Annotated in this window: 14 protein-coding genes; 9 read left to right on the forward strand and 5 right to left on the reverse strand. The window is 66.6% G+C overall.

Translation table 11 applies throughout. The features are described 5' to 3' along the window. Nucleotides 1-30: 30 nt before the first annotated feature. Both DBV10_RS19035 and DBV10_RS19040 read right to left on the reverse strand, forming a co-directional pair. Nucleotides 31-963: a 2-hydroxyacid dehydrogenase gene (locus DBV10_RS19035; protein ID WP_124515170.1), complete on the reverse strand. Its 933-nt coding sequence runs from the start codon at nucleotides 961-963 to the stop codon at nucleotides 31-33. Nucleotides 964-1007: 44 nt separating this feature from the next. Further along, nucleotides 1008-2846 carry an ABC transporter ATP-binding protein/permease gene (locus tag DBV10_RS19040; protein ID WP_124515171.1) on the reverse strand — a complete coding sequence of 613 codons (1839 nt, stop codon included), beginning with the start codon at nucleotides 2844-2846 and terminating at the stop codon, nucleotides 1008-1010. Between the two features lie 129 nt (nucleotides 2847-2975). On the opposite strand from DBV10_RS19040, the gene DBV10_RS19045 reads away from it, so the two are divergent. After that, nucleotides 2976-3398, forward strand: coding sequence for an acyl-CoA thioesterase (locus DBV10_RS19045; RefSeq protein WP_124515172.1), 423 nt, complete (start codon nucleotides 2976-2978; stop codon nucleotides 3396-3398). 43 nt (nucleotides 3399-3441) lie between these two features. Here DBV10_RS19045 and DBV10_RS19050 read toward each other — a convergent pair whose 3' ends face one another. Next, complete coding sequence (locus DBV10_RS19050; RefSeq protein ID WP_124515173.1) at nucleotides 3442-4020, reverse strand: polymer-forming cytoskeletal protein; 579 nt, start codon at nucleotides 4018-4020, stop codon at nucleotides 3442-3444. A gap of 187 nt (nucleotides 4021-4207) precedes the next feature. On the opposite strand from DBV10_RS19050, the gene DBV10_RS19055 reads away from it, so the two are divergent. Both DBV10_RS19055 and DBV10_RS19060 read left to right on the forward strand, forming a co-directional pair. Beyond that, nucleotides 4208-4663, forward strand: a complete 456-nt coding sequence (locus DBV10_RS19055) for a MerR family DNA-binding transcriptional regulator (RefSeq protein WP_124515174.1) — start codon at nucleotides 4208-4210, stop codon at nucleotides 4661-4663. Next, nucleotides 4660-5133, forward strand: coding sequence for a PaaI family thioesterase (locus DBV10_RS19060; protein WP_124515175.1), 474 nt, complete (start codon nucleotides 4660-4662; stop codon nucleotides 5131-5133). Before DBV10_RS19055 ends, DBV10_RS19060 begins: the two co-directional genes overlap by 4 nt. Here DBV10_RS19060 and DBV10_RS19065 read toward each other — a convergent pair. After that, on the reverse strand, nucleotides 5118-5603 hold the full coding sequence (locus tag DBV10_RS19065; RefSeq protein WP_124515176.1) for a thioesterase family protein: 486 nt from the start codon (nucleotides 5601-5603) through the stop codon (nucleotides 5118-5120). The genes DBV10_RS19060 and DBV10_RS19065 overlap by 16 nt on opposite strands. 110 nt (nucleotides 5604-5713) lie before the next feature. Next, the gene (locus DBV10_RS19070; protein ID WP_124515177.1) at nucleotides 5714-6511 is read right to left on the reverse strand and encodes a crotonase/enoyl-CoA hydratase family protein; all 798 of its coding nucleotides are present in this window, start codon (nucleotides 6509-6511) and stop codon (nucleotides 5714-5716) included. 194 nt (nucleotides 6512-6705) lie between these two features. On the opposite strand from DBV10_RS19070, the gene DBV10_RS19075 reads away from it, so the two are divergent. The 6 genes from DBV10_RS19075 (at nucleotide 6706) to DBV10_RS19100 (ending at nucleotide 13556) form a co-directional block, all read left to right on the forward strand. Then, entirely contained in the window at nucleotides 6706-7581 is an 876-nt protein-coding gene (locus DBV10_RS19075) for a branched-chain amino acid ABC transporter permease (protein ID WP_124515178.1), read from the forward strand. A gap of 4 nt (nucleotides 7582-7585) precedes the next feature. Further along, the gene (locus DBV10_RS19080; RefSeq protein ID WP_124515179.1) at nucleotides 7586-8662 is read left to right on the forward strand and encodes a branched-chain amino acid ABC transporter permease; all 1077 of its coding nucleotides are present in this window, start codon (nucleotides 7586-7588) and stop codon (nucleotides 8660-8662) included. Then, nucleotides 8659-9498 (forward strand): ABC transporter ATP-binding protein, encoded by an 840-nt coding sequence (locus DBV10_RS19085; RefSeq protein ID WP_124515180.1) that lies wholly within the window; start codon nucleotides 8659-8661, stop codon nucleotides 9496-9498. Before DBV10_RS19080 ends, DBV10_RS19085 begins: the two co-directional genes overlap by 4 nt. Further along, nucleotides 9495-10313: an ABC transporter ATP-binding protein gene (locus DBV10_RS19090; protein WP_124515181.1), complete on the forward strand. Its 819-nt coding sequence runs from the start codon at nucleotides 9495-9497 to the stop codon at nucleotides 10311-10313. Before DBV10_RS19085 ends, DBV10_RS19090 begins: the two co-directional genes overlap by 4 nt. Nucleotides 10314-10319: 6 nt before the next feature. Then, nucleotides 10320-12176: a long-chain fatty acid--CoA ligase gene (locus DBV10_RS19095; protein WP_124515182.1), complete on the forward strand. Its 1857-nt coding sequence runs from the start codon at nucleotides 10320-10322 to the stop codon at nucleotides 12174-12176. A gap of 213 nt (nucleotides 12177-12389) precedes the next feature. Next, the gene (locus DBV10_RS19100; RefSeq protein ID WP_124515183.1) at nucleotides 12390-13556 is read left to right on the forward strand and encodes an ABC transporter substrate-binding protein; all 1167 of its coding nucleotides are present in this window, start codon (nucleotides 12390-12392) and stop codon (nucleotides 13554-13556) included. Nucleotides 13557-13650: the final 94 nt, after the last annotated feature.

Here is a 13650-nt window from a genome sequence, read left to right on the forward strand (position 1 = left end):
GGTAAGTCGCTAATCAGGCCATTTTGATGCTCATAGCGGCGTCACAGGCGCTTCGCCTGCGAGGTGGCGACGCGCGTTTTCCATGAAGCGGTCCACCGAGTTCTGCACCGCCTCGGGCGACCAGCCTGCGACGTGGGGCGTGAGCACCACGTTGTCCAGGTCCAGCAACTCGGCCGGGGGCGCAGGCTCGCTCTCGTACACGTCCAAGCCTGCTGCGGCGACGCGGCCCTCGCGCAGCGCAGCGGCCAGGGCGGCGGTGTCGATCACGCTGCCGCGTGCGATGTTGACCACCACACCGCGCGGGCCCAAGGCGTTCAGCACGGCGGCGTTGACCAGGTGCTTGGTGCCCGCGCCGCCGGGCGTGGCGATGACGAGGAAGTCCGCCCACTCGGCCAGTGCCGTCACATCGGCAAAGTAGCGATACGGCACATCGGTGCGTGCGCTGCGGTTGTGGTAGCCCACCTCGATCTCGAAGCCCAGCGCACGCTGCGCGATCTTCTTGCCAATGGTGCCCAGGCCGATGATGCCCAGGCGCTTGTGCGACACGTTGGGCGGCAGCGGCAAGGCCGTGCGCCAGACGCCTGCGCGCGTGGCCTTGTCCAGCGGCAGGATGCGGCGCTGCGCGGCAATCAGCAGGCCCCAGGTGTGGTCGGCCACACAGTCGTCGTTGGTGCCCGCGCCCGTGGCCACCACGATGCCACGCGCCTTGGCATGGTCTACCGCCACGTTCTCGTAGCCCGCGCCCAGCACGCACACCAGCGTGAGTGCAGGCAGCGCATCGATCTGCGCAGGGCTCAGGCCCACGGCACCGATGGTGAGCACACCCCGCACGCGGCTGCCCTGCTGCGCAATGGCGGCTGCGGCCTGCGGTGCGTCGGGGGCATAGATCACCTCGAAGGTCTGGGCCATCTGGGCGATGTGCTCTTCAGACAGGAACATGAGGGCGAGAAGGACTGGCTTCATGGGTCAAAGATCGCGAGAGAAATGAAAAGAGATGAAGGTGCGGCTCAAGCGGCGGCATCGTTTTGCTGGAGGGACCACATGCTGGCGTAGCGGCCCCCCAGGGCCAGCAGCTGCGCATGGGTGCCGCGCTCGATGATGCGGCCCGCGTCCATGACCAGGATCTCGTGCGCGTCCACCACGGTGGACAGGCGGTGCGCAATCACCAGCGTGGTCTTGTTCTGCGCCACGCCCTGCAGCTCGGCCTGGATGGCGCGTTCGTTGGCCGAGTCCAGCGCGCTGGTGGCCTCGTCAAAGATGAGGACGGGCGGGTTCTTGAGCAGGGTGCGCGCAATGGCCACGCGCTGCTTTTCGCCGCCCGAGAGCTTGAGCCCGCGCTCGCCCACTTGTGTTGCGTAGCCCTTGGGCGTGCTGGCGATGAAGTCATGGATGCGTGCGGCACGGGCGGCGGCCTCGACCTCGTCCTGGCGGGCGCCCGGGCGGCCATAGGCGATGTTGTAGGCCACGGTGTCGTTGAAGAGCACGGTGTCCTGCGGCACGATGCCAATCGCCTGTCGCACGCTGGCCTGCGTCACGCTGCGGATCTCCTGCCCCGCAATGGTGATGCGGCCCTGCTGGATGTCATAGAAGCGGAACAGCAGGCGCGCCAGCGTGCTCTTGCCCGAGCCCGAGGGTCCAACCACGGCCACCGTCTTGCCCGCCGGGATCTCGAAGCTGACGCCCTGCAGGATGGTGCGCCCGCCCTTGGCGTCATAGGCAAACGCCACGTCCTCGAAGCGCACGGTGGGCTGGTCCAGCCCCGCCAGCGGCTGGGCGCCGGGGGCGTCGGCCACCTCGCGCTCCTTGTCCATCAGCGTGAACATCTTGTCCAGGTCGGTCAGGCTCTGCTTGATCTCGCGGTAGATCACGCCCAGAAAGTTGAGCGGGATGTAGAGCTGGATCATGAAGGCGTTGACCATGACCAGGTCGCCCAGCGTCATGCGGCCATCGACCACGCCCTGCGTGGCGCGCCACAGCATGGCCACCAGCCCCGCTGCAATGATGAGCTGCTGCCCCGTGTTGAGCAGGGACAGCGTGGTCTGGCTCTTGAGCCGCGCGCGGCGCAGGCGCTCCAGGCTCTCGTCGTAGCGGCGCGCCTCGAAGCCCTCGTTGTTGAAGTATTTGACGGTCTCGTAGTTGAGCAGCGAATCCACGGCCTTGGAATGCGCGGCCGAATCGAACTCGTTGGCCTCGCGGCGGAACTGGGTGCGCCACTCGGTCACCAGCACCGTGAAGGTGATGTACAGCGCCAGCGCCGCCAGCGTGATCCAGGCAAACCAGGCGTCGAACTTGACGGCGAGGATGGACAGCACCAGCACCACCTCGACCAACGTGGCTACCACGTTGAACAGCGTGAACGAGATCAGCGACTCGATGCCGCGCACGCCGCGCTCGATGTCGCGGGTCATGCCGCCGGTCTGCCGCTCCAGGTGAAACCGCAGGCTCAGAGCATGCAGGTGCTCGAAAGTCTGCAGCGCAATCGAGCGCGCCGCGCCCTGCGTGGCCTTGGCAAACACCAGTTCGCGCAGCTCGGTGAAGAGGGACGTGGACAGCCGCAGCGCGCCATAGGCCAGCAGCAGCCCCCCGGGCACCACCAGCAGCGCGGCCGGGTCGCCCGGCTGCAGGCTCATCGCATCCACCAGCGTCTTGAGCAGGAGGGGCACGCCCACGTTGGCGAACTTGGCGCCGACCATGAACACGATGGCGGCAATCACCCGCCATTTGTATTGCCACAGGTAGGGCAGCAGCCGGTGCAGGGTGGCCCAGTCGGACGGGGCCTGTGCGGGGCTGGCGGCGGGCGCGATGGCACCGGCAGCGGTAGGGGCAGTTTCGCCGTGGTGGCGCATGGGGGACAATTCCGGTTGTTGTTTTTCTTTACCGCCCCGGCTGATGCCAAGAGGGGTTTGACAGGCCTGCCGCCTTGCGAAACCCCTGGTTCCTCAAGGACTGGCTCAGCCCCAACCGAGATTGTGCCCATGTCTGCCGTTTTCAGCCCGCCACCCGCCGCATTACCCACCGACAAGGAGCTGGTGCTCAAGGTGATCCCCATGCCCGCCGACACCAACGGCAATGGCGACATCTTTGGTGGCTGGGTGATGGCGCAGGTGGACCTGGCCGGCTCGGTGCTGCCCGCGCGCTACATGCAGGGGCGCATGGCCACCGTGGCGGTCAATGAATTCATCTTCAAGCAGCCCGTGCGCGTGGGCGACATCCTGTCGTTCTTCTCGGCCATCACGCGGGTGGGCAACACCTCGGTCACCGTGGCGGTGGAGGTGTATGCCGAGCGCTTCGCCACGCAGGGCCAGTATGTGAAGGTGACCGAGGCGCGCCTGACCTACGTGGCGATCGACGAGCAGGGCCGCCCGCGCCCGGTGCCCAAGCACAACGCGCCGGCGTAGGCGGCCCAGCGGGTCAGCCTGTGCCAGCGCGCGGCCGCGCCGGTCAGGCCGCCAGCGCCGTGACCGGTTCGGACCGCAGGGGCGCTGCCGCTGTGCGCTGCTGGCCGCTGCCGCCGGGCGACGATGCAGCAGAGAATCCCGCCTCGATCTCGCCCGCCAGTTGCCCGCCCTCTTCCACCACCAGCTTGCCGTAGCGGATCTTGCCGCTGACCTTGCCCGAGCTGTAGATCACGAGCTTCTGGCGCACGGTGAGCGTGCCGCTGAACTCGCCATGGATCTCGGCAATGTCGATCTCGGCCGAGCCCTTGAAGGCACCATGCGCCGAGATCTGGATCACGCGCGAATCCATGGTGGCCTCGACCGTGCCTTCCACCACCAGGGTGTCGCAGTCGGTGATCTCCACGCCCTTGAGCTTGATGTTGGGGCCCACGGTGAGCTTGCTGCCGCCGGAATCGCCCGCCGCAGACGGGGGCGCGGCCGGTGGGGCTGCTGCGGCCACCGGCTGCGCAGCGGCGGAAGCGCCGGCCGCCGAACTGCTCAGAACCGATGAAGCGGCGGTGCTGTGGCGGGGTTGGAACGGCTCGGGTTCACGCTTGCCGAAGAAGGGGTTTTGCACGGCCATCAGATCTCCTTGAAAAGAGGCCATGCTAGGTTTCGCATCCGGCGAAAGATGCCCTGGTTACGCAAGAACAGTAACCAAACGGTTCGGTCGTTGCATGCGCTTGCAGGGCTTGCAAGACCACACAGCGTGACACCCCCTGTCACCTGCGCAAGCCTCGCGCAGCGCGAAGCTTGCTAGTCTGCCACCCATGCAGATATCCGAACTCGCTCGACTCACCGGCGTCACCGTGCATGCGCTGCGCCACTATGAACGCGCCGGGCTGCTGCGCCCTGATCGCCTGCCCAATGGCTACCGCCACTATGCCCCCTCGGCGCGGCGCGAGGTGGTGTTCATTGCCATGTCGCGCGCACTCGGGTTTGGCGTGCCGCAGATCCGCAGCCACCTGCTCGCCTGGCGGCGTGGCCGCATCGGCCCCGGTGGCCTGGCCGATGTGGTGCAGGCCCGTGCCGACGACATCCAGGCACAGATCGCGGAGCTGCAGGCCCAGCACCAGCAGGCGCTGGGCCACGTGCAATGGCTGCGCGCCCGCCAGGCGGAGCAGGAAACACGCCGGCGCCCTGCCGCCAACGGCACCCCGCCGCGAGCGCCCTGGCCCCGGGTGCGCCGTGCCCTCACCCCGCTTTCACAAGGAGACCGCCCATGACCCCCGACGCCCCCGCCACCGACACCTCGTCCGCCCTGCCATACCTGCAAACCGCCGTGCTGGCCATGCCCATGGCACGCACCCTGAGCCTGCGCTTCGTGCACGCCGCGCCTGGCGCCGTGACGCTGGAGATGCCCATCCTGGACGCCTTCTGCTTTCGCCCCGGCCAGCTGCAGGCCACGGCCGTGTATGCGCTGGGCGACTTCGCCGCCGTGGCCGCCGCAGGCAGCCTGCTACCGCCCGGCTGGGCCAACGCCACGGTGGATGGCACCGTCAAGCTGTTCGCCCCGGCACGCGGTGCCTGTCTGCGCGCCCGGGGCCGCGTGGTGGACGCGGGCCGGCTGCTGAGCATTTGCGCCGCCGATCTGTGGGCCGTGGACACCTCGGGCAATGAAACCCTGTGCGCGGCCTGGCTGGGCACCGCGCGCAACCTGGAGCCGCGGCCGCACCCTGGTCAGGAAACGATGTAGGCCGCAGCCCCGGCCGACATGATCTGCCCGTCCGGCCCCAGGAACTCCATGCGCGTGGTCGCCACGCGCGAGCCCAGGCGCAGCACCTGCGCGCGCAGCTCGAAATGGCTGCCGATGCCGGGGCGCAGGTAGTCGATGCGCAGGTCGATGGTGCCCAGCTTGGCAAAGCGGTGCAGGCGCTGCTCGGGCGCCTCGTCCATGTGCTTGGCCCCGATGGCGGCCATCACCGCCAGCCCGCCCATGGCGTCGAGCCCCGCACTGATCACGCCGCCGTGGATGCGGTTGTAGGCATAGTGGCCCACCAGGTCGGGCTTCATGTCGATGCGGCCCACCACGCCATCGGGCGCCAGCGAGGTGATCTTGAGGCCCAGCACCTGGTTGAACAGGATCTTTTCTTCAAAGATGGTCTTGAGCCCGGCAACGAAGGTGGACTCGAAGGTTTGCGGGGCGGGGGAAACGGGTTTGCTCATGGGACTCCTGGGTATCAATACCGGGCGGCGCACCGGGCCTGCACCGGCCAAGCACTCCTGATTTTGTAGCTGCTTGCGCTGGATGGACATGCGCTAACAGCCATTTTTATCTAAAACTTTCCGTGGCGCCCCTCGCCAGCGGCAAACCGGGCAGCCCCCCGCAGCGCGTCGGCCAGGCATTCGCGCCCGCCCGCCCACTCCTGCAGCAGCGCCTGCTGCAGCGGCAAGCCTTCGCTGGCGAGCACGCTCGCGCGGTCGGCACGCAGGGTGGGTTGCGGAAAAGCAGCCAGCTCGCGCGCCAGCGCCAGGGCGGCCGGCAGCGCCTGGCCCGCGGGCACCACGCGGTTGCACAGCCCGATGCGCAGCGCCTCGGCCGCCTCCACCTTGCGGCCCGTGAGGACCAGGTCCAGCGCGTGCGACAGCCCCACCAGGCGCGGCAGCCGCACCGTGCCGCCATCAATCAAGGGCACGCCAAAGCGGCGGCAGAAAACACCCAGGTAAGCGTCCTCGGCCATCACGCGCAGGTCGCACCACAGCGCCAGCTCCATGCCGCCCGCAACCGCAGCGCCCTCGATGGCCGCCACCACGGGCTTGGACAGGTGCAGGCGGCTCGGGCCCATGGGCCCCGGCGGGTGGACCGCATCGGCGGTGAAGTCGAGCGATTGCGCCAGCGCCTCGGGTGCCATGCCGTCGGCCAGCAGGCGCGCACCCGACTGCAGGTCCCAGCCCGCGCAGAAATGCCCGCCCGCACCGTGGAACACGGCCACGTCGGCATGGTCATCCTGGTCGAACGCAAGGAATGCGGCATGCAGCGCCTGCGCCGTCGCTGCGTCCACCGCGTTGCGCACATCGGGCCGCTGCAATGTCACCAGCGTGACACGGTCTTGCGTCTCTACCTCTACGGACATGCGGTTCTCCTGGGGCCGGGTGCCGGTGCACCCGACGTTATTCCTATTGCGCAGGGGGTAGCGCTGCGTCAATATCCGCCGCTACCCGACCACCCCACCCCATCAGGGTTAGCCCCGAGTGCGGTATGCAGCGGTCGCAGGCAGCATTATTTATGCAAAGCAACCGCTTTGTAAAAATCTTCTGGAGAGCCAGGGTGCAATTCGTGCAACTGTTGATCAGCGGTGTCTCACAGGGGTGCATCTACGGCCTGATCGCGCTGGGCTTCGTGCTCATCTACAAGGCCACCGAAACCGTGAGCTTTGCGCAGGGCGAGCTCATGATGCTGGGCGCCTTCTGCGGCCTGGCGCTCATGACGGTGCTGGGCTTCCCCTTCTGGGTGGCGGTGCCCGCCAGCGTCCTGGCCATGGGCCTTTTCGGCACGGTGCTGGAGCGCGCGGTGATCCGCCCCATCCTCGGCCAGCCCGCGTTCTCCATCGTCATGCTCACCATCGGCATCGGCTACGTGCTGCGTGGGCTGGTCACGATGATCCCCAACATCGGCACCGAAACCCACACCCTGCCCGTGCCCTACAAGGACCTGTCCTTTCGCCTGGGCGCGCTGGTGCTCAACGCCGAGCAGCTGGTGGTGATCGGCGCCACCGCCGTGCTGTGCGTGCTGCTGTTCGCGATGTTCCGCTACAGCAAGCTGGGCATCGCCATGCAGGCCTCGTCGCAAAACCAGCTCGCGGCCTACTACATGGGCATCCCCGTGCAGCGGCTCAACGGCCTGGCCTGGGGCCTGGCCGCCGCCGTGGCCGCCGTGGCGGGCCTGCTGCTGGCGCCCATCACCTTCGTGCACGCCAACATGGGGCTCATCGGGCTCAAGGCCTTTCCGGCCGCCGTGGTGGGCGGCTTCGGCAGCCTGCCGGGCGCCATCGTGGGCGGGCTGGTCATCGGCATCGTCGAATCGCTCTCGGGCTTTTATCTGCCCGACGGTTTCAAGGACACCGCCGCCTACATCGTGGTGCTGATCATGCTGATGGTCAAACCCAATGGGCTGTTCGGCGAAAAGCTGCGCAAGAAGGTGTGACCCCATGAGATTCATCTTCAAGACCAGCTACGAACAAGACCTGCGCCTGGCCAAGCATGGCGGCCATGTGTTCTGGTACAGCCTGCTGGCCGTGGCGCTGGTGGCCGCGCCCTGGGTGGCGCCAGAGTATTGGCTGGCCCAGCTCACCTTTGTGCTGATCTACGCCATCGTGGGCCTGGGGCTCATGCTGCTGGCGGGCTTCACCGGCCTGTTCTCGCTGGGGCATGCGGCCTTCCTGGGTGTGGGGGCCTACACGCAGGCGGTGCTCACCGGCATGGGTTGGCCGTTTGCGCTGTCGCTGGCCTGCGCGGCGGGGCTGTCAGCGGCCGTGGGCGTGGTGGTGGGCCTGCCCGCGCTGCGCGTGAAGGGCATCTACCTGGGCATGGCCACGCTGTCGTTCGGCTTCATCGTCGAGGAGGTGTTTGCGCGCTGGGAATCGGTGACGGGCGGCAACTCGGGCAAGCACCTGGTGCCGCCGCAGATGTTCGGCTACTCGTTCGAGTCCACCGAGTCGTTCTACTTTTTGTGCCTCGTGATCGCGGTGGTCAGCACGCTGGCCATCCTGAACCTGCTGCGCTCACCCACGGGCCGGGCCTTTGTGGCGATCCGCGATTCAGAAATCTCGGCGCAGAGCATGGGCATCCACCTCGCGCGCTACAAGACCCTGTCGTTCTCGCTCTCGGCCGCGCTGGCCGGCGTGGGCGGCGCGCTGTATGCGCACAAGCTGCAGTTCATCTCGCCGGACCAGTTCAACATCCTGCAGTCCATCGACCTCTTGCTCATGATCGTAATCGGCGGGCTGGGCTCGGTGCACGGCGCGTTCCTCGGGGCCATCTTCCTCATTTCCATGCCGCAGCTCATTGCGCTCGGCAAGGACTGGCTGCCGGACTCCATCGGCCAGTCGCCCGGCCTGCAGGCCGTGGTGTACGGCGCGGTGCTGATTGCCTTTGTGCTGTTCGAGCCCATGGGGCTGTACGGCCGCTGGCTCAAGGTGCGCACCTGGCTGCAGATGTTCCCGTTCTACCGCCAGGGCCTGTTCAAGCGGCAGAAATCGTTCCAGAAGTCAGATAGGCTGAAATGAACAACGACATCCTGCTCAGCGCCCAGAACCTCAGCGTGCGCTTTGGCGGCGTGCTGGCGGTCAACAACGTGAGTTTCGACGTGCGCCGGGGCGAGGTGTTCACCCTCATCGGCCCCAACGGCGCGGGCAAGACCACGGTGTTCAACCTCATCAGCCGCATTTACACGCCCACCACCGGCACCATTGCCTATGCGGGCCCCGGCGGCACCCTGCTGCCGCTGACCGACCAGCCACCCCACAAGGTGGCGGGCCTGGGCATTGCGCGCACCTTCCAGAACATCGAGCTGTTTGAGCACGCGAGCGTGCTGCACAACCTGCTGATCGGCCGCCACACACGCCGCGAGACCGGTCTGTGGGCCGACATGCTGTTTACCCGCAAGGTGCGTGCGGCCGAGCTGCGCGCGCGCGAGAAGGCCGAGCAGGTCATCGACTTCCTGGATCTGCAGCACTACCGCGACACCCTCGTGGCAGGCCTGCCCTATGGCGTGCGCAAGGTGGTGGAGCTGGCGCGCGCGCTGTGCACCGAACCGCAGCTGCTGCTGCTCGACGAACCCTCGTCGGGCCTGAACGTGGAGGAGACCGACGACATGGCCTTCTGGATCCAGGACATCCAGCACGAGCTGGGCATCACGGTGCTGATGGTGGAACACGACATGTCGCTGGTCTCCAAGGTGTCCGACCGCGTGCTGGCCATGAACCAGGGCGAGGTGGTGGCCATGGGCACGCCGCGCGAGGTGCAGTCGCACCCCGGGGTGATCGAGGCGTATCTCGGCACCATCGACGACGTGAGCACCCTGCGCCGCCCGGCCGGTTCCAGCGTAGGGGTTCGGGCATGAGCGCCGTGCTTGCAGCCGTCAACCCACCCGCCGCCGCAGCGGTTGACCAGCCCCTGCTGCGCCTGCAGAACGTGGAGAGCGCCTACGGCCCCATCAAGGCCATCCGGGGCGTGAGCCTGCAGGTGCGACGCGGCGAGATCGCCGCCGTGCTGGGCAGCAACGGCGCGGGCAAGACCACCATCCTCAAGACCATCAGCGGCATCATCGACCCGCGCAAGGGCTCCATCGAATTCGCGGGCGCCGACATCACCGCCAACGACCCGGCGGCCATCGTGCGCCGGGGCCTCATGCATGTGCCCGAGGGGCGCGAGGTGTTTGCGCTGCTCTCGGTGCGCGACAACCTGCTCATGGGCGCCTACACCCGCAGCGACGCCGACGCCGTGGCGCGCGACATCGAGACCGTGTTCGGCTACTTCCCCATCCTCAAGGAGCGCGCCGCGCAGGATGCCGGTTTGCTCTCGGGTGGCCAGCAGCAGATGCTGGCGATCTCGCGCGCGCTCATGGCCAACCCTGAGCTGATCCTGCTGGACGAGCCCAGCCTGGGCCTTAGCCCCAAGCTCACCAAGGAGATCTTCGAGATCGTGGTGCGCATCAACCGCGAGCGCGGCACCACCATCTTGCTGGTCGAGCAAAACGCCAACATGGCGCTCAATGCATCGGACTACGGCTATGTACTGGAGAACGGGCGCATCGTGATGGAAGACAGCTGCGATCGCCTGCGCGAGAAGGACGACATCAAGGAGTTCTACCTGGGCATGAAGGATGTCGGTGTGCGCGGCGAGCGGCGCTGGAAGAAGAAAAAGACCTGGAGATAACGCGCAATGTCCAACCTCTGGGATCTCTCTCACATTGAGCCTGCAGGCACCGACCTGCTCGCGGGCGACACCATCGCCGCCATGTTCTGGAACGCCGTGGCCGAGCGCGGCCCGCGCGTGTGGATGCGCCAGAAGGAGCTGGGCATCTGGAAGAGCTGGACCTGGGACCAAACGGCCGACGCCGTGCGCGAGATCGTAGGCGGCCTCATGTCGCTGGGCTTTGCGCCCGGCGAATGCGCATCCATCCTGTCCAACACCAACATCGAATGGGTGCTGGCCGACCTGGCCGTGCTGAGCTCTGGCGGCGTGGCCAACGGCATCTACCCCACCGACGCAGCGGCGCAGGTGCACTACTTGAGCGAGGACTCTCGCACCACCGTGCTGTTTGTGGAAGACGATGAACAGCTCGACAAGGCGCTGGAAGTGCGCGACGGCCTGCCCCTGCTGCGCAAGATTGTGGTGTTCGACATGGAAGGCCTGCGCGGCCTGCATGACCCCGATGTACTGAGCCTCACGGCCCTGCGTGAGCTGGGCCGCGCCTGGAACCAGCGGCACCCCGATGAGATGAAGCGCCGCGTACAAGCGTGCAAGCCCGAGGACCTGGCCATCCTCGTCTACACCTCGGGCACCACAGGCAAGCCCAAGGGCGCCATGCACACACACGCCGCCCTCGCCTACACCGTGCGCGGCTACAACACACTCATCTCGCGCAGCGAGGCGGACGAGACCATGTGTTTTCTGCCGCTGTGCCACATTGCCGAGCGCATGGGCGGCGAATACTTTTCGCTGTACACCGGCGCGCGCCTGAACTTTGTGGAGAACCCCGACACCGTGCCCGAGAACGTGCGCGAGATCGCCCCCACGGTGTTCACCGCCGTGCCGCGCGTGTGGGAGAAGTTCTATTCGGGCGTGATGATTGCGCTGAAAGAATCCACGCGCCTGCAGCAGGCGGCCTATGCCTGGTCCATCGGCGTGGGCACGCGCATTGCCGACCGGGTGCTGGCCGGCCAGCCCGTGGGCGGGCTGCTGAAAGCCCAGTTCATGCTGGCGCGTTTTCTGGCGCTGAACAACGTGCGCAAGCTCATCGGCATCCACCGCGCGCGCTTTCTCGTCACCGGCGCCGCGCCCATCTCGCCCGAGCTGGTGAAGTGGTATCTGGCCCTGGGTGTGCCCATGCTGGAGGTGTGGGGCATGACCGAGACCTGCGGCGCATCCACCGGCGTGCCCGCCAGCCGCATCAAGCCCGGCTCCATCGGCCCGGCGGCCAGCTACAACGAGGTGCGCATCGACCCCGCCACGGGCGAGATCCTGGTGCGTGGCCCCAACGTGTTCAAGGGCTACCTCAATCTGCCCCAAAAGACCGCCGAGACCATCGACGCCGACGGCTGGCTGCACACGGGCGATGTGGGCGCCATCGACGCCGACGGCTACCTGCGCATCACCGACCGCATGAAGGACATCATCATCACGGCGGGCGGCAAGAACATCACGCCCAGCGAGCTGGAGAACGAGCTCAAGTTCAGCCCCTACGTGACGGACGCCGTGGTCATCGGCGACAAGCTGCCCTACCTCACGGTGATCATCATGATCGACCAGGAAAACGTGGAGAAGTACGCGCAGGACAACGACGTGCCCTTCAGCAACTACGCCAGCCTGACCCGCACGCGCGAGGTGCAAGAGCTGATCCAGGCCGAGATCGACCGCGTCAATGCCAAGTTCGCCCGTGTGGAGCAGATCAAGAAGTTCTTCCTGCTCGACACCCAGCTCACGGCCGAGGATGAAGAGCTCACGCCCACCATGAAGCTCAAGCGCAAGCTGGTGCAACAGAAGTACGCGCCCCAAATCGAGGCCATGTACCGGTAGGGGCAGGGCCTTCGACAAGCGCAGGCTGAACGGGCGGGGAACGGGCTGCGCTTGCACGCCCTCCAGCCACCGTTCGGGCTGAGCCTGTCGAAGCCAGGGCGCCTCGCCACCCCATGCCCGACCCAGGATAGGGAAAGTGCTGGTGCCCCACCCCGGGCATCGTTCTATAACGAGCGATCGTTTTTGTTTCGATCCAACCGAAGGAGACGTGCCATGAAACTTCATTCCATCGCAGCCCTTGCTGCCATGGCCCTGGCCACGGGCGCCGCACACGCGCAGCCCAGCCAGGGCGTAAGCAAGGACACCATCACGCTGGGCTCCATCCAGGATCTGTCGGGTCCGCTGGCCGGGTTTGGCAAGCAGGTGCGCCTGGGCATGATGCTGCGCGTGGACGAGGCCAACGAGCAGGGCGGCATCAACGGCCGCAAGCTCGACCTGAAAGTGGAGGACTCGGGCTACGACCCCAAGAAAGCCGTGCTGGCCGCGCAAAAGCTCGTGAACCAGGACAAGATCTTCATGATGGTGGCGCACATCGGCACGGCCCAGAACCTGGCCGCCATGCCCGTGCAGTTCAGCAAGAACGTGATCAACTTCTTCCCCGTCACGGCCGCGCGGGAAATGTACGAGCCCTTCCACAAGCTCAAGTATTCGTTCGCCGCCACTTACTACGACCAGATCCGCCTGGCCGCGCCCAAGCTCATCAAGGAAAAGGGCGCCAAGAAAATCTGCACCATTTACCAGGACGACGAGTTCGGGCTCGAAGTGATGCGCGGCGGCGAGGCGGCGCTCAAGGCCATGGGCATGGAGTTCGCCGAGAAGACCTCGTACAAGCGCGGCGCCACCGACTTCTCCTCGCAGGTCGCAAAGATGAAGTCCTCAGACTGCGACTTCGTGATCCTGGGCACCATCATCCGCGAGACCATCGGCACGATTGGCGAGGCGCGCAAAACGGGCTTCAACCCCACCTTCCTCGGCTCCAGCGCCGCCTACACCGACCTGATCCACAAGCTGGGCGGCAAGCCCATGGACGGTCTGTACGCCACCATGACGGTGCAACACCCCTACCTGGATGAAGCCAGCCAGCCCATCCGCTTCTGGGCCAACAAGTACAAGACCAAGTTCAACGAAGACCCGACGGTGTTCTCGGTGTATGGCTACAACGCGGTCGATGCCTTCATCAAGGCCGCGCAGAAGGCAGGCCCGGGCCTCTCCACCGACAGCTTCATCAAGGCCATGGACACCATGGTGATCCCGCCCGACATGTTCGGCAGCGCCCAAGCCACCTTCAGCCCGCAAAAACGCCTGGGCAGCGACCTCTCGCGCCTGTCGCAGATCACCGATGGCAAGTGGAAGGTGGTGTCGGACTACGTCAAGCCCTGACACACAGGCCGTTCACGCTGAGCCCGTCGAAGCGCTGCACGCGGCTTTGGCAGGCTCAGCCCGAACGGCGCAGGCCTGTGAAACAACAGCCTGC

Origin of the sequence: Acidovorax sp. FJL06, assembly GCF_003852545.1 — a bacterium.
Taxonomy (GTDB): Bacteria; Pseudomonadota; Gammaproteobacteria; order Burkholderiales; family Burkholderiaceae_C; genus Acidovorax.